This window comes from Candidatus Methanoplasma cognatum, assembly GCA_009777615.1.
Classification (GTDB): domain Archaea; phylum Thermoplasmatota; class Thermoplasmata; order Methanomassiliicoccales; family Methanomethylophilaceae; genus Methanoplasma; species Methanoplasma cognatum.
On sequence record WRLM01000002.1, the window covers coordinates 13,475 to 36,045 of the forward strand.

General features: G+C 52.4%; 22 protein-coding genes. 11 read left to right on the plus strand and 11 right to left on the minus strand.

The annotated features are described in order from the left end of the window. Window positions 1–86: 86 nt before the first annotated feature. Both FWG96_02940 and FWG96_02945 read right to left on the minus strand, forming a co-directional pair. Window positions 87–473, minus strand: coding sequence for a DUF86 domain-containing protein (locus FWG96_02940; GenBank protein ID MCL2032207.1), 387 nt, complete (start codon window positions 471–473; stop codon window positions 87–89). After that, complete coding sequence (locus FWG96_02945) at window positions 418–735, minus strand: nucleotidyltransferase domain-containing protein (protein MCL2032208.1); 318 nt, start codon at window positions 733–735, stop codon at window positions 418–420. Before FWG96_02945 ends, FWG96_02940 begins: the two co-directional genes overlap by 56 nt. 278 nt (window positions 736–1,013) lie before the next feature. Between FWG96_02945 and FWG96_02950 the strand changes: the two genes are divergently transcribed. After that, window positions 1,014–2,306, plus strand: a complete 1,293-nt coding sequence (locus FWG96_02950) for an orotidine 5'-phosphate decarboxylase (protein MCL2032209.1) — start codon at window positions 1,014–1,016, stop codon at window positions 2,304–2,306. Between the two features lie 2 nt (window positions 2,307–2,308). On the opposite strand, the gene FWG96_02955 is transcribed toward FWG96_02950, so the two are convergent. From FWG96_02955 to FWG96_02965, 3 genes are all read right to left on the minus strand, one after another. Then, a complete protein-coding gene (locus FWG96_02955) occupies window positions 2,309–3,232 on the minus strand; it encodes a zinc metalloprotease HtpX (protein ID MCL2032210.1) in 924 nt (307 codons plus the stop codon). Between the two features lie 288 nt (window positions 3,233–3,520). Next, on the minus strand, window positions 3,521–4,279 hold the full coding sequence (locus FWG96_02960; GenBank protein MCL2032211.1) for an MBL fold metallo-hydrolase: 759 nt from the start codon (window positions 4,277–4,279) through the stop codon (window positions 3,521–3,523). Between the two features lie 38 nt (window positions 4,280–4,317). Then, a complete protein-coding gene (locus FWG96_02965) occupies window positions 4,318–5,157 on the minus strand; it encodes a TatD family hydrolase (GenBank protein MCL2032212.1) in 840 nt (279 codons plus the stop codon). Window positions 5,158–5,209: 52 nt separating this feature from the next. On the opposite strand from FWG96_02965, the gene FWG96_02970 reads away from it, so the two are divergent. The 4 genes from FWG96_02970 (at window position 5,210) to ftsY (ending at window position 8,764) form a co-directional block, all read left to right on the plus strand. Continuing rightward, on the plus strand, window positions 5,210–6,433 hold the full coding sequence (locus FWG96_02970; GenBank protein MCL2032213.1) for a DNA primase small subunit PriS: 1,224 nt from the start codon (window positions 5,210–5,212) through the stop codon (window positions 6,431–6,433). 551 nt (window positions 6,434–6,984) lie between these two features. Then, window positions 6,985–7,209, plus strand: coding sequence for a 50S ribosomal protein L18Ae (rpl18a, locus tag FWG96_02975; GenBank protein ID MCL2032214.1), 225 nt, complete (start codon window positions 6,985–6,987; stop codon window positions 7,207–7,209). Next, the gene (gene pfdA, locus FWG96_02980) at window positions 7,206–7,637 is read left to right on the plus strand and encodes a prefoldin subunit alpha (protein MCL2032215.1); all 432 of its coding nucleotides are present in this window, start codon (window positions 7,206–7,208) and stop codon (window positions 7,635–7,637) included. The genes rpl18a and pfdA overlap by 4 nt, the downstream gene beginning before the upstream one ends. 5 nt (window positions 7,638–7,642) lie before the next feature. Then, on the plus strand, window positions 7,643–8,764 hold the full coding sequence (ftsY, locus tag FWG96_02985) for a signal recognition particle-docking protein FtsY (GenBank protein MCL2032216.1): 1,122 nt from the start codon (window positions 7,643–7,645) through the stop codon (window positions 8,762–8,764). A 30-nt stretch (window positions 8,765–8,794) separates the two neighbouring features. On the opposite strand, the gene FWG96_02990 is transcribed toward ftsY, so the two are convergent. The 4 genes from FWG96_02990 to FWG96_03005 form a co-directional block, all read right to left on the minus strand. Beyond that, a complete protein-coding gene (locus FWG96_02990; GenBank protein ID MCL2032217.1) occupies window positions 8,795–10,015 on the minus strand; it encodes a M20 family metallo-hydrolase in 1,221 nt (406 codons plus the stop codon). 82 nt (window positions 10,016–10,097) lie between these two features. Further along, a complete protein-coding gene (locus FWG96_02995; protein ID MCL2032218.1) occupies window positions 10,098–11,276 on the minus strand; it encodes an acetyl-CoA C-acetyltransferase in 1,179 nt (392 codons plus the stop codon). A gap of 61 nt (window positions 11,277–11,337) precedes the next feature. Continuing rightward, window positions 11,338–12,660, minus strand: coding sequence for a tRNA(Ile)(2)-agmatinylcytidine synthase (locus tag FWG96_03000; protein MCL2032219.1), 1,323 nt, complete (start codon window positions 12,658–12,660; stop codon window positions 11,338–11,340). 29 nt (window positions 12,661–12,689) lie between these two features. Then, window positions 12,690–12,983, minus strand: coding sequence for a hypothetical protein (locus tag FWG96_03005; protein MCL2032220.1), 294 nt, complete (start codon window positions 12,981–12,983; stop codon window positions 12,690–12,692). Between the two features lie 382 nt (window positions 12,984–13,365). Between FWG96_03005 and FWG96_03010 the strand changes: the two genes are divergently transcribed. After that, window positions 13,366–14,592 carry an ORC1-type DNA replication protein gene (locus FWG96_03010; GenBank protein ID MCL2032221.1) on the plus strand — a complete coding sequence of 409 codons (1,227 nt, stop codon included), beginning with the start codon at window positions 13,366–13,368 and terminating at the stop codon, window positions 14,590–14,592. 2 nt (window positions 14,593–14,594) lie between these two features. Here FWG96_03010 and FWG96_03015 read toward each other — a convergent pair whose 3' ends face one another. Then, window positions 14,595–15,461, minus strand: coding sequence for a S26 family signal peptidase (locus FWG96_03015; protein MCL2032222.1), 867 nt, complete (start codon window positions 15,459–15,461; stop codon window positions 14,595–14,597). A gap of 202 nt (window positions 15,462–15,663) precedes the next feature. After that, entirely contained in the window at window positions 15,664–18,621 is a 2,958-nt protein-coding gene (locus FWG96_03020) for a hypothetical protein (GenBank protein MCL2032223.1), read from the minus strand. Between the two features lie 202 nt (window positions 18,622–18,823). On the opposite strand from FWG96_03020, the gene FWG96_03025 reads away from it, so the two are divergent. The 5 genes from FWG96_03025 to FWG96_03045 all read left to right on the plus strand — a co-directional run bounded on the left by FWG96_03025 (window position 18,824) and on the right by FWG96_03045 (window position 22,569). Further along, a complete protein-coding gene (locus FWG96_03025; protein MCL2032224.1) occupies window positions 18,824–19,294 on the plus strand; it encodes a cytidine/deoxycytidylate deaminase family protein in 471 nt (156 codons plus the stop codon). Between the two features lie 78 nt (window positions 19,295–19,372). Continuing rightward, window positions 19,373–19,705 carry a hypothetical protein gene (locus FWG96_03030; GenBank protein ID MCL2032225.1) on the plus strand — a complete coding sequence of 111 codons (333 nt, stop codon included), beginning with the start codon at window positions 19,373–19,375 and terminating at the stop codon, window positions 19,703–19,705. Beyond that, the gene (locus FWG96_03035) at window positions 19,692–21,761 is read left to right on the plus strand and encodes a V-type ATP synthase subunit I (GenBank protein ID MCL2032226.1); all 2,070 of its coding nucleotides are present in this window, start codon (window positions 19,692–19,694) and stop codon (window positions 21,759–21,761) included. The genes FWG96_03030 and FWG96_03035 overlap by 14 nt, the downstream gene beginning before the upstream one ends. 2 nt (window positions 21,762–21,763) lie before the next feature. Continuing rightward, window positions 21,764–21,994, plus strand: coding sequence for an ATPase (locus FWG96_03040; GenBank protein MCL2032227.1), 231 nt, complete (start codon window positions 21,764–21,766; stop codon window positions 21,992–21,994). Between the two features lie 17 nt (window positions 21,995–22,011). Further along, complete coding sequence (locus FWG96_03045) at window positions 22,012–22,569, plus strand: V-type ATP synthase subunit E family protein (protein MCL2032228.1); 558 nt, start codon at window positions 22,012–22,014, stop codon at window positions 22,567–22,569. The last annotated feature ends 2 nt before the right edge of the window (window positions 22,570–22,571 follow it).

Sequence of the window (22,571 nt, forward strand, 5' to 3'; positions counted from 1 at the left end):
CACTCTTGGAACATTCTCTCGTATAGATTGAAGAGATTTAGCACTTCCTTGAAATATATCCTTTCTGACAGTCTGCCTCCGGCGGGTTATAGGCCGTCCAGAATGTTCCGGCATGCTTTTTCCAGAACGGGGATCTCGTCCAACACAGTGAACCTTATCCATGAAAGATCTATATTCTCATATTGATGTGCGATCCTGTCTCTAAGGCCGGATGCACCTTTCCAATCAACCTCAGGATGAGCATCTCTCAATTCAGAAGAAAGGCGTTTGATGTGCTCGCCTATCTGCTCCAGTGCGAAAACGCTGCTGTACTGCAGAGAGATATTCTCCTGAAAGTCTGTCTCATCTGAACCATGGAGCATAACAAGATGTCCTATGTCTTCACAGTATTTGATAATGGACCGAATGCTTTCGATGTCATGCTTCGAACACGATCTTTCTCTCACGTAGCAATTCCTCCTTGAAAGACTCATTCCGAACACCTTCTTCGCTGATGATGTCCACCCCAGTCCCGAGCGCATCCTTTAGGTCATAAAGGAACGATCCGATCTTGATGAGACCATATCCCTTTGGCGCAAGAACACAGAAATCGTAGTCGCTGTCCATCGTATTGTCACCGCGTGCCCTGGACCCGAACAGATAAACACGGATAATTCCATGCTTTGCGGCGATAGGTGCGACTATTTCACATAGCTCTTCGAAGGTGAATTCGTGCGCCGCTTCTGCCTGTTCCATGATAGTCATATCAAAAAGATAGCCTATAATTGTTGCGCAAAGTGCTGAAATTGATTTGAAAGATAACCTTGTCTAAAAGACGGCCTTGCCGGGTCTGAACAGACAACCATTTATCCTCATCATGTGATTGAACCCTGCCACGATGATGAACATTTTCGAGCTGATGTCTGATGATAGACGGGCGAGCTGAGTGGCCTCCTTCTCTTTATGGGCCGCTTTCGGCTTTCGTCGAACCGCTTTTCAATAACTGTAAATAAAACCCTGCCGATAACAACGGTATGAAACCTGTCTTGCAGGTAGCACTGGACCTTATGCAGCTTAACCGCGCGGTGGCGATAGCCCATGAAGCTGTCGACGGCGGCGCGGACTGGGTGGAAGTGGGGACCCCTCTGATAAAGAGCGACGGCGCCGAAGCCGTGAGGACGATCCGCAGAGAGTTTCCGGACAGGAAGATCATCGCCGACACAAAAACTATGGACGTAGGCGGGCTGGAGGTCGAGATGATGGCCAAGGCCGGCGCGGATATCGTGACGGTGCTGGGCCTTGCGGACGACTCCACCATTGCCGAGGCGGTATCTTCCGGAAGGAAGTACGGCGCGGATGTGATGATAGATATGATCAACGTTCAGGACTGCGTCTCGAGGGCAAAAACGGCGGAGAAACTGGGAGCATCGTACATCTGCCTCCACATGGGGATCGATTCTCAAATGAGGGGGGAAGGGAACCCCGTCGAAACACTCAGAAAGGTCGTTCAGGAAGTTTCCGTACCGGTAGCCGCCGCAGGCGGCATCACTGTGGAGACCGCCCCTAAGTATGTCGAAGCGGGAGCGTCGATAATAATAGTCGGCGGCGCAGTGATCAAAGCGGCCGATATCAGAAGATCGGCGGCGGATATCATTGCCTCGATGGAGGGAAAAAAGATAGCCGCCGTTCTGTCCAAAAAGTATGGAGAGGAAGAATTATTCGAAGCGTTCTCCAAAGCATCCACCTGCAACATATCCGACGCATTCCACAAAAGAGGAGTGATCATGGGTCTGCAGCCCTTCATTAAAGAAGGGGTCAGGATGGTCGGAAGGGCGCTGACCGTGCAGACCGCCAACGGCGATTGGGCGAAGCCCGTCGAAGCAATAGACCGCGCTAAGCCCGGCGATGTGATCGTGATCGACGTCGGGAACGCGCCCGTTGCGGTCTGGGGGGAGCTTGCTTCCCATTCGGCAATGGTAATGGGCGTGGTCGGAGTCGTCATAGACGGCGCGATACGGGACATAGATGACATAAAGAAAATAGGATTCCCCGCTTTCGCAAGGTCGGTGGTCCCCTGCGCGGGAGAACCGAAAGGCTACGGCGGTATCGGCATGGAAGTGACGATCGGCGGACAGATCGTCCGTAACGGGGACTGGATAGTCGGCGACGAATGCGGGCTCATGGTCATTCCGAAGGAGGTTGCGGTGGAGGTGGCCAACAGGACCGTCGATGTCAACGAAAGAGAGAACCGTACCAGAGAAGAGATAAAGAGAGGCTCCACGCTTTCCAAGGTTAACGAGCTTGCGAAGTGGGAGCCGGTAAAGTAAGATCAGTATGTGCCTGCCTTTCCTCTTTTGAAAGGATCCGACTGTCTCGGCGTCTTTTCGATCTCCATCTTAACTGCGAGATCATTGAGCCTTGCTATCCTGTCGTCCATCGGCGGGTGGGTGCTGAACATCCTCTTGAACAGACTCTTCTTCCTGACAGGATCGGAGATCCACATGTCGGCATAGCTTGTGTTGCTGTATTCGTTGCGGGAGGAACTCACTCCTGTTTCTATGCTCCTGAGAGCGCGGGCGAGCGCGCGGGGATTGCCTGTTATCTTCGCGCCTGTCTCATCCGCCAGATACTCTCGGCTTCTTGAGACACCCAGCTGAACAAGAATTGCAGCTATTGGCACCGTTATACTGAGGGCTATCGCTATGGCATAATTGGCGAGACTCCTGTTGTTGCCGCTCAGCATGACCCCCCATATTGCATATCTTGAAAGGTATGAGAGCACCGCTGCCATCGTCGATGCGACGGACATCACCAGGATGTCCCTGTTTTTAACATGGGCCATCTCGTGTGCGATCACTCCTTCCAGCTCATCGTCCGGAAGCAGGTTCAGAAGGCCCCTCGTGGCGACCACCGCCGCATTCTTAGGATTTCTTCCCGTTGCAAACGCATTCGGCATGGGGAGCTCCGACACGCCTACTTCCGGCACGGGCACGCCGGCTTTGCCGGCGACATTCCTGACGATGCCATACAGCCGGGGCTCCTCCGCTTCGGTAACGATGCGCGCCTTGTTCGCCCTGAGTGCGCTGCGCTTAGAAAAGAAATACGCATAGAGATTGAATGCCACAGCCAAGATCAGCATGAGGATCAAACCGATCCACACATTGTCAACCAGCCACCCGAACAATAGCCCTACGGTCAGCAGTATCAGAGTCATCACTACAAACAATGATGCTGTCCTAATGCGCCATTTCATTTTATCACTCAAACATAGGTACAATTGCGGTTGTATTTGAATATATCTTTGAAAAAGGCCATGATCTCCTTTCCGAGCTGAATGCTGGGGCGAACATAGTCTGCAAGTCTGCATATTTATCATGCCAGGTGGCAACATTAGTGCGAAAGTATCCGGTGCGATGCAACGAAGATCTGTGCAGGCGCAGCTGCGTACAAATTTGCTGGTCGGCGGCGGACTGCGGATCAGCCGCGTATGGGCTCAGAAAAATGTGAAACGGTTGCTTATCCGGTCACGCTGGCTATCTCTTCAGACATCCACGGATAGGACGGAACCGGCATAGAAATCGCTGACGCCCTTGAGACCCAGTTCCACTCTGAGATACATCATGCCCCTGACGCCGGTGCAATGGTTGAGGTGCAGGTCCGTGCAGTTCTTCTCCGAGAACGAGGCCGCGATGCCGACCGCCTTCTCTTTCTCCCTCTTGCGTATGTGCACCCCTCCGACGTAAGCATGGGGATACGACCCGAACCTTTTCTTCACGGCCTCCATCACCGGATCCACACCCGCATGGGAACATGCGGAGACGACGACCGGCCCCTTCCTTGATAAAATGACCATGAACACTTCGGTGAGACCATCGCCTATGTCCATAGGGCAGGAGACGAACACCTTATCGGCCAACTCCATCCAGTTCATCACCTCGAATACGCTGGTCCTGTGCGACAGCTCTTCCGGGACGCGGACGCCTTTCGGGCCCGACAGCTTTCCGGCGCCGATCGCCGAGCGCGGGGCGTATATGTCCAGGGGAGATTCCCTGTTCCTAAGAATGTCCTCCACTCCCCCGGTGTGGCTGGCGTGCCCGTGGGATATCACCACCTTGTCCACATCCCCGGGTTTTATGTCCAGGAACATCATGTTGTTCAGAAGGTACCTTCCCCTTCTGCCGGTGTCGAAAAGTATCCTCTTGCCGCCGGATTCGATCAGGACGGCGAACCCTTTCGCTCCGATCAGATGAGTGCCCATCTGCGCACCTTCATCGTAGACGCTGGTTATTTTCACCTGCATATTCTCATCCCCGTATCTCTTTTGGATTGAATAATGTTTCAGCGGTGGTAGAGACTGTTCGGGATGTCCCCGCATATCCTGCTGATATCTTCCGGCTCAAGCCTTCCGTTCGCAAGCAGCGTCCTTACTTTGTTGGGGACTGTGGTGACGGGCATCATCATTCCCGGACGTTCCGGATCATCGATGTAATCCGTTTCCAGCATCAGCCTCGTCGACCTCTTTCCCAGCGCTTCGGAGATGTTCTTCTTAGACGCGGGTATCGACGGCATGACGCCGAATGTCTCCTCCTCGGTCACGAACGGGGGCGACGAGTGTTTCACCACCAGCCCGGGATCCAGGCCGACGCTCCTCGCCATCTCCGACAGGGACCGGTTGGTGTCCGTGGTCCCTGACTCGCTGTGTATGATGACTGGGCAGTCCAGCTCCTTTGCGTACTCCATGCCTCTTGACAGGATCCTGTTGGAGACGTCCCAGATATCCGCCATAACATCAAAATGCGGCCTTCCGATCTCTCCTATCGCGCATGCCTTGCCTTCGCCCACTATCTTCGCCGCGATCTCCATCCCTTTCATCATGATCTCTTCGGCCTTCTCTATTCCGTAGTGTTCCGAGAGCGGCAGGATCAGCACCGGATACGGGCCGACGGCGATGTTTATCTCCAGGTCCGCCGCCTCTCTCGCTTTTTCCGCAAGAGAGAGCGTGATCCCGTACGAACGTTCGAAATCCTCTCCTTTGGTTATCTGAACCTGTTTGTACGGCAGAGTGACCAGGGTCAAGCCTGTCCCGCCTGCCGCCTCGAACTCTTTGACTGCGTCCACATTCCTGCCTGACGGGTCCATGTGGATATGGTTGTCGTAAACGGGGATCCTTTCGGCCATATTGGTGAAGCGTCGGACAATATAATTATACATTACCCGATTCAAGTACGATATGGACAGCAACTCCCGTTTCCTGCTGAAATCCTTCAGGAAATATTACAAAGAAAATCGTCCGATAATGCCGGACCGTTTCACTAAGAGGGAGTTCGGCTTCATGTTCTTTGACAGGCAGATGGTCCAGAGGCATATGGGTTTCCCAGCCCCCGATGAGCTGACCAGATTCATGATTGCGCAGGTGCCGAGCCACAGCTACTACTCGACCGCATACTACCGGAAGCCGAGCGCCCCCACTATGGAAGAGAAAGAATGGCTCGGCGCGGATCTTATATTCGACCTCGACGCGGACCATCTGGAGGGCGCCGACAGGATGTCGTACTCGGAGATGCTCGACAGGATCAGGGATGAGATGATCAACCTGGCCGATTCTTTTTTGTTCGCGGACCTCGGTTTCAGCGATAAGACCGTCCACATAACGTTCTCAGGTGGGCGGGGATACCACGCGCACATCCCGTCCAAGGACGTTCTTACTCTGGGCACCCATGAGAGGAGGGAGCTCGTCGACTACATAACATGTTCGGGTCTGAACATAGACTGGGTGTTCCCTTTCCAGAGGGTTGCGACGTCTCAGATGAAGACCGCCGCCGGCAGCCGGACGAACGTCGCGAAGGACCGACTCATACCTCCTCCTGAGGCCGGAGGGTGGAAAAGAAGAATGAGGGTCGGACTCATGGACCTTGTGAACGATGTGTGTGATCTTGACCCGAAGGTCCTTAAGAGGGCCTATCCCTCCATCTCTTCCTCCGGCACCGGCACAATCATCAAGATGCAGGAAGACGTCAGATCGGGAAGGAAGAAACTTTTCGAAAAGAACAATATGGCGACCCTCGACCGCAATACCCAGGAGATGCTCGTGAAGATCATGGAGGAGGATGTGGCGCCTTCCCTTTCGGCCGAGGTAGATAAGCCCGTCACCCCAGACATCAAAAGGATAATACGTCTGCCAGGATCCGTTCACGGGAAGACCGGCCTCAGAGTGACGCCCATCACAAGGGACGAGCTGACGGGATTCGATCCCCTCCGGGATGCCGTCCCGTCGTCATATTCGGACGACCCGGTGAGGATCACTATGAAAAAGGATTATGAATTCAATATGAAGGGGGAGCACTTCTCACTGTCAGGAGAGACCGAGGTTCCGGAGTTCGCCGCCGTATTCCTTGTGGGAAGGAGGGCCGCCGACCACGGCTACCTCTCTGAAAAAAAAGATTCTATCTTCTGAATAAAGCTCCTACTTATCCGCTCGCGGCTGTAACTCTTCCTGAGATATGCGGCGAGGGCACAGTTTGAAAGGCTCCGCTTTCGCCCGCCATCTCTACCTGGGGACAATTTGTCCCTATGTAGTTTCCCAGTATAACATCGCGTTTACGCAGTTCTTTCAGATAATCTGGGGATGGGGCTGTCCGTCAGCGAGCCAACCACATCCGCAAGAGAAAAATATCAATCCTGTTTCTCTTCGTCCCGTAGCATGCGTATGTGTTTATTTTCAAACAACTGTGTCTTATTGTCGTTCATTGACTCAACTCCGTCGGCAGACTCTGCATAGAGCGGAATAAGAGGTTGCAATACAGTTAGGTGCGGCGAGTAAATCCGGAGGCGCATATCTATCCGCCGCATTCTTTGGAGAAAGCTGATGGAGCTTGGTTTTGCATGGAAGACGATGAAACCGATCTTCTGAGACGTGATTATGGTCTCGAACACCTTCGCCGGCTTACGCCCTGATGACGGTGTCTCTACCAAAGTTTTATTAATTAAATATAAATCATGAACATCATGAAAGCATTCCGTATAGTGGGTTCATACGCTGACCCGAGGAAGAGGCAACCCTTCTCCATCGAGGCCTCCGCCGAGGATGAGGAAGCGGTCAAGGAGAAAGTTCTGTCCATTCTCGGCAGCAAACACAGGCTCAAAAGATGGGAGATCGACATAACGGAGATAACCGAGCTCTCCCCGGATCAGATCACGAACCAAGTTGTGAGATATGAAGTCGGGGCATGACGATGGATGAGAATGAGCTTCATCAGGCAATGGCGGTCCTCGACGCCTACACCGCCCAGCTGGAGGCTCTGAACAGACAGGTCAGGCTGCTCCAGGTCTCCCTTGAGGATACGAACAGAGCGCGGGATTCCTTCAAAGCGCTGGCAGACGCAAAAGAAGGGGACGAGATACTTATCCCCGTGGGCGCGTCCTCGTTCATACCGGCAAAGGTCACCGGCAAGAAGAAGGCGATCGTCGGTATCGGTAACAGGCTCTCCACCGAGAAGGACCTGACCGAGGCCGCGGAATTCATGGAAGCAAGCGGAAAGGACATCTCCAATGCTCTCAGGGAGGCCATAGGCGCTCTCGATGAGATAGAGAGAATGGCCAACGAACTCTCGGCAGCCATCGAGAACGAATATCAGAACAGACGGCGATCGACACAGTGAGCTGCATGTTCGATTCTCTGAAGTCCAAGCTCAAGAACGTTTTAAACAAATCATCATCCAAATTGGACTCCGAGAGCATATTCGAAGACAGGGAGGAAAAAAGCGCCGCCGATGAGATCAAGATCGAGGAGCCCGAAGAAAAGACCGTACCCTCCGAGCCTGAGATAGAAGATAAACCCGTTTCGAGAAAAGAACAGCTTAGGGCGGGTAAACAGAAAAAACCGGCCCCCAAAGAAACCGGCCCCTCCGCCGGCAAGATGGTCGGAGACTCCGGGAAGAAGATAAAGGAAGATCCGCTGGATGACCTCCTGGATGAGCTGGAGGTCGTCCTTTTGGAATCAGATGTGGCGTATCCTGTCGTGCAGGACATAATACTGGGCGTCAGGGACAACCTTGTTAACAAGAAATACGGAAGACAGTACACACTGGAGCAGGTCGTCGAGACCGCCGTCAGAGAATCGGTCAGAAACGTTCTGAAGGTCAACGAGTTCGACTTCGACAAATGGGTCGACGGGCAGGAGAGGCCGACAGTGATGATGTTCGTCGGCATCAACGGGACCGGCAAGACGACCACCATCGCAAAGATAGCGAAAAGGCTGAAAGACAACGAAAAAAGCGTGGTGATAGCCGCATGCGATACCTTCCGGGCGGGAGCGATCGAGCAGCTGAGCATCCATGCTGAGAGGGTCGGGGTCAAGATCGTCAAACAGGGGCAGGACGCGGACCCTTCGGCGGTGGCATTCGATGCGATCGAGCACGCCAGATCAAAAGGGAAGGATATAGTCCTCCTGGACACGGCCGGCCGCATGCAGACCAATAACAATCTGATCGCAGAGATGAAGAAGATAGCCAGGATCTCAAAGCCTTCTTTAAAGATATTCGTCGGGGATGCTCTGGCGGGGAACGACGCGATCGAGCAGGCAAAGGTATTCGACGCCGCAATAGGGATAGACGCGATAGTCCTTACAAAGATAGACACGGACGCCAAAGGCGGCGCCGCGCTTTCGATCGCGCACACCATCGGCAAGCCCATAGCTTTCGTATCTGACGGCCAGGGGTACGAGGACCTTCAGGTCTTTGATTCAGAATGGATGCTTGAGCGGCTTTTTGAAGGTTACGAAGAGTGATCGCTGCCCTGCTGGCAGTTTTTTATGCGATCACACGCATAACTTATAGAACAGCGAAGCGAAAACCTTCGCATCTATCACCAGATTGTCTATGACCGCATACTCGTTCGGGCCGTGAAGGGTGCCGCCGCCGTGCTGCCACACGTATGCATCGCATCCCTCCTTTCTGAAGAAGTTCGCACACGTGGCGCCGCCCACGCCTACCGGCCTCGGCCTTTTACCTATGACGGATTCTATCGACTCCATCAGCGATTCGAAGACCTCTCCCTCTGTTGAGGATATCCCGCCGGAAACATGCCTCTGTATCTCGCGGACCTCTATCTTCGCTCCGGTCGCTTCTTCATGGGCCTTCGCAACGCGCTCTGCTACGGCCAGGACCTCATCCTGATTATATTCCGGAACGACTCTGATGTCCATGGAGAATTCGAAGTTCCCCGGTATTGTATTCACATTCATCACCGTGCCGCCGCATTTTGTCGGTTCGAATGTCGATGTTTTGGGAATGAACATCTCGTTCTCATTGGGGAATTCTTTCTTGAACTCGGCCAGCAGGTCCGTCAGGAGCTTCGCGCCGACCTTGAATGCGTTAACGCCGCTGTCTGGGGTCGAACCGTGCGTAGATTTTCCGGTAACGCTGAACTGTAGCCAGATCAGATTCTTCTCCGCTACGTCGACGAGTTCTCCTCCGGGGGTCCCCCAGTCCGGCACGATGAACACGTCGTCCTTGGAAAAATGCCCTTCTCTGATGAGGTGCTCTATGCCCATCTTGCTTGACATTTCTTCGTCGGCGACATACGCCACCCCGATGGATCTCTTTGACAGCATCTCCTTCGGAATGAACTTGGAGGCGAACATCGAAGATATCACCGCCTGACCGTTATCCTCCGTCCCGCGGCCGTATATCCTGCCATCCCTGACTACGGGCTCGAAGGGATCCGTATCCCAATCTTGGAGGTCATCCGCCGGGACGGTGTCCGTATGGGCGACGATCCAGACCGTTCCTCTGCCTTTGCCGTTCTTTTTGGCAAGTATGTTGGATCTTACCGCGCTCGGATCGTGATCGTCCTGCACGTCGACACGGACAACGCTGTCATAACCCTCCAGGCATCCGATGAGCATGTCCGCCCTCTTCCCCTCGCCCGTCCCTCCGCATACGGGAGCGATCGCAGGAATGCGTATCATCTCTGACATCACGCGTACCATGTCCTCTCTGGATCCCTCTATCTTTTCGAGGATCTGCTCCAACTCCATGAACAGGGATGGTCGGGGATTCATAATATGTTTACTGTAAAAGTGAGAAGGGGTTTGAGTGAAGAGGTTTGCGCCGTCCCGCTTATTCGCTGCGGACGATCATTGTCACCGCATTCCCTCCGCCGAGGCAGAGGGTGCACAGGCCGGTTTCCTTTTTGCGGTCCTGCAGAGCATAGATAAGCGTGGTCAGAACACGCGCGCCGGAACAGCCTATCGGGTGTCCGAGTGCTATCGCTCCGCCGTTCACGTTGAATTTCTCATCTGGAACATTCAGAGCTTTCTTTACCGCGCACGAAGCAGTGGAGAAGGCTTCGTTGTGCTCGAACAGATCGATGTCGTCGATGGTCATCCCCGCTTTCTTCAGAACATGCTGGGTCGTCGGTACCGGCGCCTCCATGATGAGCTCCGGCGCCACTCCCCTCTCTCCGTATGCGATGATGCTCGCCATCGGTTTTATTCCGCGCTCTTCCGCCCAGGACCTGGACGCGATCACCAGTGCCGCGGCTCCGTCGCTCAACTGTGAGGAGTTGCCCGCCGTCACGACCCCGTCCTTCTCGAACGCCGGCCTGAGGGATCCCAGCGACTCCATCGTCGTGTCCCCCCTTACGCCCTCGTCCGTTTCGAATACCGTGTCTCCTTTTTTGGATTTTATGACGTACGGTACGATCTCCTTCTTCAGCCTGCCCGCCGCCTGCGCGGCGGCCGCTTTAACGTTGCTGTCCACCGCCAGCTGGTCCGCGTCCTGCCTTGTGACACCGAACCTCTGTGCGACGATCTCCCCGGTGGATCCCATGTGTTTATTGTTGAAGACATCCCAAAGGCCGTCGTGGACCATTGTGTCGGTCATGATCTGGTCGTTCATCTTGAATCCCCACCTGGCGCCGTCGACATAGTAGGGGATGTTGCTCATGCTCTCCATCCCTCCCGCAACTATCACATTATATTCTTTGGCCTTTATGGCGTCTGCCGCGTTCATGGCAGCCTTCAGACCGGAGCCGCACACGTCATTCACAGTATACGAACCGATCTCAAGAGGCAGGCCGGCTCCTACGGCAGACTGTCTTGCCGGGTTCTGACCGAGGCCCGTCGAGATGACGTTGCCCATTATGCATTCCTCGATGTCCGTCGTTGCGAGACCCGCCCTCTTGACGGCCTCGCCGACGGCCGCGGCGCCCAACTCCGTTACTTTTATGCCTTTGAGCGTGCCGCCGTATTTTCCTATCGCAGTCCTGGCTGCGCTGAGTATAACAATTTCTTCCATTACATCCCTCTTTGAAATAGTAAGCCTAAGTATAAGCCGGAGTATATATTGGTGTCGGTGTTCACGTACGTCTATTGACGAAATCAACGGGCTGCTCCGCCCCCATCCTCTTAAGCGGCTTCGACAGGTGCCTGCGGGCGGAGGTGGGCGGCTCGTACCAGCCCTCCCTCACCCATCTTACCGCTTTTTTGAGATCGGGTTGCTGGGCGGACGTATGGCATTTCCTGCAGCGGTACCCTTTGCCCCTGCCAAGGGATTCCATTGTCCTGCCGCAGCCGGCGCATATCGGATTTGAGATCTTCTCATACCTTTCGGCAACGGATATCACCCGCACCTTCTCCGCATTCAGGGTCCTCGGCTCCTCTCTGAGCTCCCCCATCACTCCAATTACATCCCCCTCCGAAAGATTATCGAAGAGATATCGGAACTCCTTTGAAGGCTCGTATGCCCCGACGGTCATCCTCCCGTTCACGGTATCGATCTCGGTAAGAACGTGCCCGCCTGCTATGTGCCCGCTTTTTACTACCTTCCCTTTGACATAGTATGAACGGTTCGGAATCAATTCCGCCTGGCCGCGCATTATGTGGTCGTCCGTTCCCTGATTAGTTAGGAAGATCATCCACCGTTCCGTCTCTTCGCTCCTGACCATATCTTTTCCGATCATAAGGTCCGAGACATTGTCCCCCCGAAGCCCGTACATCACCGGACAGGGAGTCGCCGGTACCATCGCGACCTTCCGCGCCCTTTCCTCCCAGCTGTTGAATGTGGAAGGAATTGAGAGATCTACATCCCTGATGGAAAGCGAATCGAAGACGCGCTCGGTCCCCCATCTCTCCCTGGGTCTGTATGTCAGGATCTCATAGGTGCTGTCCCGAGGCCTCCACGCCATCCCGCAGACCGCACCGATCGTGCCGCGGCCGCATCCTCTCTCATATTTGAACGCGCCGATCCTCCGGATCTCATCATCGGCGGCGCTCTTGTCCAATATAGACCTGACCCCTTTCCAATACATCGACTGGGACGGCTTCTTTCTGCTCACCGCGAGTCCCGGGTCCGAATCTGGCTCGCTGTTCCTTTCTATCAGGGGGATGAGCCTTTCCAGGATCCGGTTCTCATCCGGTTCATACGCCGCGGCGCTTTTGAAACAGAAGATGTCCTCCCCCGCGACGCTGCCGGCATGTATCTTCTCGCCCCTGCCTCTTCCGAACCTCATCACAAGGGAGCCATTACCCCTGGTCTTCCAGGGGACCGCCGGATTGAGTCTGACGATGCGGGGATATCCTATCATATCCAGGTCCCCGCAGAGCTCGGATATCATCTCTGTTGCAAGGAATGTGGTGCAATTGCCGCTGACCGAATCCGTATCGTCGACCGCAATGTACATGCTTGGTCATCCTTCAATTACGATATAATTCATTCTGAGACAATCCTCATTGAGTTGACGAAAAATATGCTTCCGTCATCCGAGGCCGTTCCTTTGATGGAATATACAAAATACTCTGTCGGTTCGGTGCGGGAGAAACATTTCATCTTACCGCCCCGGCTATCTTCCAGAAAGAAAGTGAAACCGTTCTGGGTCTCTTTTATTTCATAGGCTATGCCAACTATGCTATTGTCTTCCGGCTCCCCCCGGTCGACGAACACCGCGGCCAAGATAATAAAAGAGACTGAGATGCACAGCAATGAATACCTGTCAAATATTTTCATACTGTGATTATATTCCCTGTGGATTTTAAGATTGTAATTACAGTTATATTACATTCTCCGAACGCCCCCGCCCCCCTATTTCCAGTGGAACATCTTTTGAATGTCAAAGTTAGATCAGTATATCAAAATTAAGAAGAGGTTTGTTTTCTTTTCAGAAAAATGTACCTATTGCCCAGATAAGTAATATGAATGCGGCTATGCCGAGAATGCAAGCGCCTATGACCAACCATCCTTTCATCTGAATTCTCCTTTTTTAAGTTATATTTTCACCTAATACAATCTACCTATAAATTAACATATACTAAGGTTCCGGAAACTCTCAGAAGAAACTATTATAACAGCCTTCTTTGTATGTAGTAGGGCTTTGGGGGAGAGGATGTAAATGGGGATATTCGACGATTCAAAAAACAAAAGGAACGTTCTCATAAAGGACAGAAGCATCCTTCAGACAACGTACATACCTGATCAGCTTCCCCACAGAGAGAATGAGATAAGCAATATTGTCGATATAATAACCCCTTCACTCTATAAGAACAGACCATCCAACATATTCCTTACGGGGAAGACCGGGACAGGAAAAACGGCAGTTCTGCATTATATCGGAAAAGAATTGAAGAAAGCTGATCCTGAAGAAGAAAATTGCAGTTTTGTCTATGTGAATTGTGAGATCGTTGACAATTCATATGCAATCCTTTTCAATATTTCCAATCAGATAATCAAAGACCAGAATAATAGGATACCTTTCACAGGATGGAGTTTGGATAGGGTCTATGATACAATAATACAATACGTTGATGAACGTAATAAAGTGCTGATAATTGTTTTAGATGAGATAGACAGGGTCCTTCAGAAAAGCGGGGATGATATATTCTATTTCCTGACAACAATGAATGAAGTACTAAAGAATTCAAAGATATCAATAATCGGAGTTACTAACAATACAAAATTCATGGAACTTATATCTCCGAAGATAAAAAGCAGACTTGGGGAAGAGAAAATAGTATTCTCCCCATATAATGCAGAACAGTTACAAGATATTCTTAAAGGAAGGGCCAAACTCGCGTTTGAACCGGGAGTAATGGAGGATGGAGTGATCCCGTATTGCGCAGCGTTATCGGCTCAGGATTCCGGCGACGCAAGAAAAGCATTGGATCTTCTCAGAGTCTCGGCGGAGATCGCTGAAAGAAATGGGGATATATCCATTACGGAAGCTCATGTCAAATCCGCAAGGAACAGAATAGAGATGGATGCTGTGGTGGAAGTGATAAAGACACTCCCCGCTCAGTCAAAGATAGTATTGAGAAGTATAATAGAGAATCATGAAAGAAAGGATACGGCTGTGATAACAGGCGATGTCTATTCTGTCTATAAGGAAATATGTAATATATTGAGCTTCAACACCTTAAAAGAAAAAAGGGTTGCGGATCTTATATCTGAGTTGGATATGCTTGGAATAATACACGCAAGGGTCAAGTCTTTCGGAAGGAACGGAAGGACCAGGGAGATAGAGCTCAACATCAATAAAGAAATTATTGAATTCATAATGAAAGACGAGCTTTTCGAGCCATTGCTGAAACATAAACAGATCAAACAGACCAAGCTATTGTGATGTTATTCATCATCTTCATCTTCCACTGGAAATAGGGGGGCGGGGGCGTATAGTTCTTCGTTCATTTCTTTTCTGTATTTCCAGAAAAATCTGTAATCAAAAAGGAAACTTATACCGATAATAAGGAACAATACAAGCAGAGAGGCGGCGGTGAGGTTGGGTATCGTATTGGGAACCCATCTTTCCAGAGCATCTTTATTATCATTTAAGATCATTTTGAACGCCCCCACCCAAGGCACCTCTATCCATGCGACCGATCTTATCTGTTCGTATGATATCAGGCCGTTCACCCCGCTTACGCTGGCCGGCTGGTCGAATCCCGGGTTGTTGTCCCCCATAGTAATATATCCGCTGGCTGGTTTGACGCTCACAAGCGTGTTTAGATCCAAGGCAGCATATATCGTGTTGGTGTAACCCATATTCGTCAAAGAAAGCCACCCGGACAGTTTATTGTAATCATCACCGCTTGCGCAGGACCAGAGATCCGAGGGGTAGTCTTTCAGACTGGGGGCGCTCCAGGTGCCGTCGCCGTTATAATCGAGCCAGAGGATGGCCCTATGTATTATGGGATTGCCGGTATCCCGGCCGTAGATTATGACATCGCCGTAATTGCCGAACTTCTTGTATCCTGTTTTGTAACCGTCGACGAATGTCCGGATATCGACCTTATCTTTACTCTTAAGGATGACCACGTCCCCGGTGTCAATGATACCGATCTCCGACCCTATCCCGTGCTGCATGCTTCCGGATTCGATGACCGTCTGAAAAGGGCTGACGCCCGAGGCCGTGGAGACGCCGACGAAAGCGACGGCTACGATGATGACCGCGGCGATGACCACGATTACTGCATGCTTGACATCCTTGTCCACATCTGGAGTATGTGTCTTGATTATTATTATATATTGTCTGTCGGTCCTTCCATGACAGGATAAAGCGGTCCGCTGACATCATTCCAAAATTTGCCTAGTAAAAAAGTTTTGTGAGGAGGTCATCCGCCTCTTCGATCCGGATATCTATGCGGGTAATAGATAGTTCTTTCCCGAAAGTATGCAGATGATCTCCTCTTTGGGTTTATCCTCCGGTTGCGTATTTCACTATGATCGCTTCTAGTGAGCCATTTCCTGCAATACCTGTCCAATCGCCGCTGTCAAAGGACCCCGGACTTGAAAACCCCACAGCGACAATGCCGTCGGACACGGCAGTCACCGATAAAAATTCATCCCGACTGACACCGCCGAAGTTCTCCTTCCACACGACATCGCCGTTATCATCATATTTAACGATAATTGCATTATATATGCCTCCAATGCCCGCCCAGTCGCCATTGATTAATGTTTGTGAATACCCAACGGCGACAACGCCATCAGACACTGCCGTCACTTCGTAATAATAATCGGCACCGGACCCGCCGAAGTTCTTCGCCCAAACCACGTCGCCGTTGTTGTCATACTTCACGATGAATGCATCGTAACTACCCTTCCCCGCAACGTTCGTCCAATCTCCGTTACCGAAGGACCCTGGATACGAGGACCCTGTGGCGATAACGCCGTCGGATACCGTCGTCACTGAGTAATAATAGTCATTGTCCGACCCGCCGAAGCTCTTCGCCCACACCACGTCGCCGTTGTTGTCATACTTCACGATGATCGCATCAACGCCGCCTTTTCCCGCGACGCTGGTCCAATCGCCATTGCCGAAGGAACTGTTGTCTGAATACCCCACGGCGACAAATCCGCCGGATACCGCCGTTACAGATTCATAATAATCGTAGCCGGACCCGCCGAAGTTATTCTTCCATATCACATCGCCATTGTTGTCAAACTTCACGATGAACGCATCGTAGCCGCCCTTCCACGTGAGGCCGGTCCAATCTCCGTTGCCGAATCCGTAAGAATACCCCACGGCGACAAACCCGCCGGGAACCGTTATCACGGAATTACAGTAATCACTGTCCGATCCGCCGAAGTTCTTCGCCCAAACCACGTCGCCGTTGTTGTCATACTTCACGATGATTGCATCAGTGTGGCCTTTCCCCGCGACACCCGCCCAGTCGCCGCTGCCGAATGAACCAGGATCCGAATGCCCCACGGCGATAACGCCATCAGATACCGCAGTCACTGCATAATAGGAGTCATTTCCAGGCCCGCCGAAGTTATTCTTCCACACCACATCGCCGTTGTTGTCATACTTCACGATGATCGCATCGTAACTACCATTCCCCGTGGCATCTGCCCAGTCACCGCTGCCGAATGCGCTTGAACGCCCAACGGCGACGATGCCATCGGATACAGTAGTTACTGACTCATAATAGTCCATACCATGCCCGCCAAAGTTCCATTTGCCCTCGATGGGAATCGTAACAACGCCCGCCACGCTTATGGTGAAGTCCTTTGTGAAGTTTACTCCAAGCGCGGAGCCGTTTGCGATTGTCGCCGTCACGACAACTGTGCCTGATGCGGCTGCGGATAACACATTTCCGCTGATGGAGGCACCAGTCATTCCCGCATCCTTAACAGACCATACTATGGTCTGGTTCGTAGCGTTGGATGGAACAACTGTTCCCGCTAGGGTCAATGGTGTTCCGACCGTGGCTGTCGAAGGCACCCCGGTTATGTCCGTGACAGGAACCAGAATAGTTGCACTATACTTCACGACGATTGCATCCTGGACGCCATTTCCTGCAACACCTGCCCAATCGCCGTTGCCGAAGGACCCCGGACTTGAAAACCCAACAGCGACAACGCTGTCAGGCACCGCTGTCACAGAGAAATAATGGTCCTCTGAAGATCCGCCGAAGTTCTTCGCCCACACAACGTCGCCGTTGTTGTCATACTTCACGATGATCGCATCTTTGTCGCCTTTTCCCGTAACGCTGGCCAAGTCACCGCTACCGAATGATTCAGGTTGTGAATACCCCACGGCGACAATGCCGTCAGGCACTGCCGTCACAGATTCAAAGTAATCGATGCCAGATCCGCCGAAGTTCTTCGCCCAAACCACGTCGCCGTTGTTGTCATACTTCACGATGATCGCATCTTTGTCGCCTTTTCCCGTAACGCTGGCCAAGTCACCGCTACCGAATGAATCAGGATATGCTTGTCCCACGGCGACAAAGCCGCCAGGTACTGCCGTCACAGATTCAAAAGACTCTGCACTAGCTCCGCCGAAGTTCTTCTTCCACACAACGTCGCCGTTGTTGTCATACTTCACGACGATTGCATCATTGCTACCTTTTCCGGTCACACCTGACCAATCGCCGACGCCGAAGGACCCCTGACTTGAATACCCAACAGCAACAACGCCGCCAGGTACTGCCGTCACCGAGTAATACATGTTATTCTTCATGTCGCCGGAGTTCTTCGCCCACACAACGTCGCCGTTGTTGTCATACTTCACGATGATTCCGTCAACGTTGCCCTTGCTCGCGACGCCTGCCCAATCGCCGTTGCCGAACGAATTTCCACTCGAATATCCCACGGCGACAACGCCGTCAGACACCGCTACCACAGAGTAATAGCGATCATCATGAGATCCGCCGAAGTTCTTCGCCCACACCACGTCGCCGTTGTTGTCATACTTCACGACGATCGCGTCAACGTTGCCCTTGCCGGTCACGCCCGCCCAATCGCCGTTGCCGAATGAATTTCCACTTGAGTATCCCACGGCGACAAAGCCGTCGGATACCGCGGTCACAGATTCAAAGTAATCGGTGCCAGATCCGCCGAAGTTCTTCGCCCACACAACGTCGTCGTCGTTGTCATACTTCACGATGGTCGCGTCAATGTCACCCTTGCCGGTCACGCCCGCCCAATCGCCGTTGCCGAATGCATATGTGTGTCCCACAGCGACAAACCCATCAGATGCTGCTGTTACTGATTTATAAAAATCATAACTTGACCCGCCAAAATTTTGTGCGTTTATTTCGAGATCGTTACCATCTCCATCCGCTGAAAAAGCGATGGCAGGTATGGTAACAACCACTAATGCCAATAGCACTGTAAGTGCCAAAATACCCTTTTTGTTTTTCATTTTTAACCCCCTCCTTTAGGGTCACTTTAAATATGATTCTATATAGTATATATAGCGGCACGTTCCGCTCTCCGGACGCCTCCGCCAAGCGGGGGGGGGGCGAGAGAAAATGAAAAACGGAACCCTTCATCCGACCGGTGAAGCCCCTCGGAACAAGATCGCCGGGTTATAATTATAAAAAGGTAAAGCCATACTCCAAGGCATGGACAGGCCCTCCAATGATGAGTATTTCATGAGCATGGCCGAACTTGCCGCACAGAGGTCGACATGCGTAAGGAGGAGGGTCGGGGCGGTCATCGTGAAGGATAAGCATGTTCTTTCCACAGGATACAACGGATCGCCCAAGGGCACAAGGCACTGCGAGGACCTCGGGTGCATAAGGGAGCAGCTGAACATACCGTCTGGCACAAGGCATGAATTGTGCAGGGGGGTGCACGCCGAACAGAACGCCGTTGCGCAGGCGGCGTACTTCGGAGTAAGCGTTAAAGATGCCACCATTTACACAACAACGTTCCCATGTTCCATGTGCACAAAGATACTTATCAATTCCGGAATAGTCGAAGTAGTTTACAAGACTGGGTATGTGGATGATCTGTCAAAGGATCTTCTTTCCGAGACCAAGATAAAGGTCCGCTGTTTCCCGGAAACGGCCGGATGCTCCCCATTGGGGTAAAGCCTCCCCGATCGGACAATTACGCTTAAGTATAACCACTCAATACCAATGGACGACAAATGAGTCGGGGAGTGTAAATTGAGCCGAACTGACATACTTTCGGAAATAAAGAAGGCTGAAGCGGCGGCTGACGCCAAGGTCGAAAAGGCCGAGGCAGACAAAAAAGCAGCTATCGCAGAGGCCCGCAGAGATTCTGTGAAGAGAATTCAAGATGCTGAGGCAGAGATGCGCAGCAGCCACGAATCCGCAGTCGCGGATGAGCAGAGGTCGCTTAATGAAAAGAGGGAGGAACTTCTTGCCGCCGGTGAGAACGAGGCCAAATCCATTGAGAAATCTTCTGCCAAAAAGATCAAAGAAGTGAATGAATTTCTAATCGAAAAATTCGAGAGGACCATAAATGTCACTTCCTGAGTCGATGAGTAGGATCGTGGTAGTGGGCACCAAATCCCGCTTGGAGGAGGCCATTGAGGCCTTCTACAGCGTAAAGGCGCTCCACGTGATAGATCATACCAGCGGCGCGGACGGTATGTCCATCGGGACTCCCCTGCCAACGAACGCCAAAGCATCCGAGAGGTTGCTCAGGGTGAAGGCAATGGAAAAAGAGCTCGGAATAGGAGATACCACCGAGACGGCCCGGGTTTCTGTAGGAGAAATAAGGGGCCAGATATCATCCGGCAGCATCGAGGACGTCGAAGCCGAGGTCCTGAGGGTGCTTGACGTAAGGAATGGTCTCAATCAGAGGATCACTGAATTAAACATTAAGAAAAAAAGTTTAGAACTTCTCGCGGCGTTCCCCGTGGACCTTGAACTCTTTTCGGGGTACAGGAGTCTGGCGGTCATCGCCGGAACGGTGAAAGGAGATCCCTCCGAGGCGCTCAAAGCGCTTGAGGACTCCGAGGTCTTCGTCTCTTTCAAAAAGAAAGAAGGCGGGACGGTGGCAGTGTTCGTAAGGGCTGAGGACGAAAGCAAAGCGTCGTCGATACTCTCCGAGTACGGCTTCGCGGAGATAGCCGTGCCGGAAGGAGAAGGGCCGGTGTCTGAGGCGCTCGTTGTGACCAACGAGAACCTGACGGACCTCGCCGCAAAATTGGACTCAGTAGAGAAAGAGGTCGAAGCGCTTCAGATGAAACACAAAGCATTCCTGCGTGCGTCTGACGAGGAGCTCACGATCGAGATCGAGAAGGGAGAGGTCCCGCTCAGGATCGCTACTGGGGAATACACATACATAATGGACGCATGGGTGCCTACGAAGAAACTGCAGGCGGTGTCGGCCGAACTGGAATCAAGGTTGGGCAATGACATTCACGTAGAATTCGAGGAGACCCGCGGCAGAAACCTGCACGAAGAGGAAAAAGCGGAGGAGAGATTCAAGACCGCACCCTCTAAGGGCAACAACGGAATAATCGCAAAGGAGTTCGAGTATGCCACAAGTCTGGTCTCGACCCCGAAATATCAGGAGATCGATCCTTCGATCCTGATCATGTTCTTCCTTCCGTTGTTCTTCGGATTCATGATAGGGGACTGCGGTTACGCGATCCCGTTCATAATAATCGGAGCGTACGGCCTCAAGGTCACGCACCACAAGGACTGGCGCGCGATCGCCACGGTGCTGTTCTTCGGAGGCATATGGTCATTCGTCTTCGGGTTCTTCTTCTTCGGAGAAGCGCTCGGAATGCACTTTATCGGCGAACACGGCGCATGGGCTCCGCCTGTGGGTATTACGTGGGAAGGACTGCTCGGCATAAGCCTGCCGGACTGGTTCAGCGGGATAATGGTCAACGGTCACGGGGTTTCGAAGCTCGGGGACCAGGTAGTCATGCTGCTGAAGCTCACGATCTACGTGGGAATAATCCACATCATGATAGGATACATATGCGGCTACATGAACATAAGGAGACAGCACAGCAGCAAACACGCCTTCCTTGAAAAGGGCGGATGGATCATCCAGTTCATTGGAATGGTGGTGTTATGTTATGCGCTGACCCAGTGGCTGTTCAGCAGTGTAGATATGGAGGGACTGGTCCTGTATCTCCTCATAACAGGGGTCGCGCTGCTCGTAGTGGGGGTGGCACTGAATATCAAGATGGAAGGCGCCCAGGCGATACTTGAATTGCCGGGCATCCTCGGAATGATATTGTCATATGCACGTTTAGCGGCCATTGGAATGTCCAAGGCCGGCATGGCTATGGCTTTCAACTACATCGTGTTCGGATTGCTCATGGGAATGACCCACGCAGTAGTCTGGCCAAGTGCATACATACTCATACCGTGTTTGTTATTCTTAGGTTTCCTGCATTTCGTCGTATGGACATTGGGAATACTGTCGGCGGGACTGCACGCCTTAAGGCTGCAGTTCGTGGAGCTGATGACCAAGTTCTACGAAGGAGGCGGAACGGAATACGAACCGTTGAAGATCAAACGCATTAAAACATTCTTAACAAAAGCGGAAACAAATAGAGAGGTATAAAAATGGCATTGGAAGGAGATGCAGCAGGATACGCTGCAATAGGAGCGGGACTCGCCGTCGGGCTTTCCGGTATCGGGTCAGGAATGGGAGAGAAAGACGCGGCTGCGGCGGCAATAGGAGCCATAACCGAGGACAAGGGCATGTTCGGAAGGGCAATGATCTTCGTGATCATTCCCGAGACCATCGTCATCTTCGGTCTTGTCATAGCTATCATCGCACTCTTCGCATTGTAAGCATCTGAGGCCTTAATATGGCATTAGATAACGTCATGAAGGAGATCACGGCGTCCGCCGAGCTGCGGGCAGGCGAGATAGACTCGCAGGCCAGAGCGGAAGTGAAGGCCATCCTGGCCGAGGCGGAGGCAGTTATATCTGACATGAAAGAAAAAGAGGACAAGAAGCTCAAAGAGGAAATTGAGCGTCTCAAACGCCAGGAGCTTTCAAGCGCGGAGCTGGAAAGCAAGAAGATAGTCCTGTCTAAAAAGAAGGAGATCCTGGCCGAGGCTTTCGAGACGATGCTCGCCGACCTCGAGGCTGCTCCCAGGGACGTTAAGCTGGAGCAGTACAAGAGGATGGTGGACTCAGCAAAGACCGTCATCGACAAGCCAAGGGCGGTGATATCTCCGAAGGATGACTTCACAGCAAAGGATCTCGGTGTCAAATCGGTCAAGACGGACCCGAAGGTACGTGCGGGCATGATCCTCCAGAGCGAGGACGACACCGTAGAGGTGGACATGCAGTACGAGACGATCCTTCAGACGATCTGGGACAGTGAGATAAAGGCTTTGTCCGACATCCTGTTCGGGTGAGA

Excerpts from the sequence above, each read along its gene's own strand:
- FWG96_02970 (MCL2032213.1), top strand. The coding sequence starts at position 5,210 with ATGGACAGCAACTCCCGTTTCCTGCTGAAATCCTTCAGGAAATATTAC.
- FWG96_03045 (MCL2032228.1), top strand. The coding sequence starts at position 22,012 with ATGGCATTAGATAACGTCATGAAGGAGATCACGGCGTCCGCCGAGCTG.
- FWG96_03000 (MCL2032219.1), bottom strand. The coding sequence starts at position 12,660 with ATGTACATTGCGGTCGACGATACGGATTCGGTCAGCGGCAATTGCACC.
- FWG96_03025 (MCL2032224.1), top strand. The coding sequence starts at position 18,824 with ATGGACAGGCCCTCCAATGATGAGTATTTCATGAGCATGGCCGAACTT.
- FWG96_03020 (MCL2032223.1), bottom strand. The coding sequence starts at position 18,621 with ATGAAAAACAAAAAGGGTATTTTGGCACTTACAGTGCTATTGGCATTA.
- FWG96_03035 (MCL2032226.1), top strand. The coding sequence starts at position 19,692 with ATGTCACTTCCTGAGTCGATGAGTAGGATCGTGGTAGTGGGCACCAAA.
- rpl18a (MCL2032214.1), top strand. The coding sequence starts at position 6,985 with ATGAAAGCATTCCGTATAGTGGGTTCATACGCTGACCCGAGGAAGAGG.
- FWG96_02950 (MCL2032209.1), top strand. The coding sequence starts at position 1,014 with ATGAAACCTGTCTTGCAGGTAGCACTGGACCTTATGCAGCTTAACCGC.
- FWG96_02965 (MCL2032212.1), bottom strand. The coding sequence starts at position 5,157 with ATGGCCGAAAGGATCCCCGTTTACGACAACCATATCCACATGGACCCG.
- FWG96_02940 (MCL2032207.1), bottom strand. The coding sequence starts at position 473 with ATGAGTCTTTCAAGGAGGAATTGCTACGTGAGAGAAAGATCGTGTTCG.
- FWG96_02945 (MCL2032208.1), bottom strand. The coding sequence starts at position 735 with ATGGAACAGGCAGAAGCGGCGCACGAATTCACCTTCGAAGAGCTATGT.
- FWG96_02960 (MCL2032211.1), bottom strand. The coding sequence starts at position 4,279 with ATGCAGGTGAAAATAACCAGCGTCTACGATGAAGGTGCGCAGATGGGC.
- ftsY (MCL2032216.1), top strand. The coding sequence starts at position 7,643 with ATGTTCGATTCTCTGAAGTCCAAGCTCAAGAACGTTTTAAACAAATCA.
- FWG96_02995 (MCL2032218.1), bottom strand. The coding sequence starts at position 11,276 with ATGGAAGAAATTGTTATACTCAGCGCAGCCAGGACTGCGATAGGAAAA.
- FWG96_03005 (MCL2032220.1), bottom strand. The coding sequence starts at position 12,983 with ATGAAAATATTTGACAGGTATTCATTGCTGTGCATCTCAGTCTCTTTT.
- FWG96_02955 (MCL2032210.1), bottom strand. The coding sequence starts at position 3,232 with ATGAAATGGCGCATTAGGACAGCATCATTGTTTGTAGTGATGACTCTG.
- FWG96_02990 (MCL2032217.1), bottom strand. The coding sequence starts at position 10,015 with ATGGAGTTGGAGCAGATCCTCGAAAAGATAGAGGGATCCAGAGAGGAC.
- FWG96_03010 (MCL2032221.1), top strand. The coding sequence starts at position 13,366 with ATGGGGATATTCGACGATTCAAAAAACAAAAGGAACGTTCTCATAAAG.
- pfdA (MCL2032215.1), top strand. The coding sequence starts at position 7,206 with ATGACGATGGATGAGAATGAGCTTCATCAGGCAATGGCGGTCCTCGAC.
- FWG96_03040 (MCL2032227.1), top strand. The coding sequence starts at position 21,764 with ATGGCATTGGAAGGAGATGCAGCAGGATACGCTGCAATAGGAGCGGGA.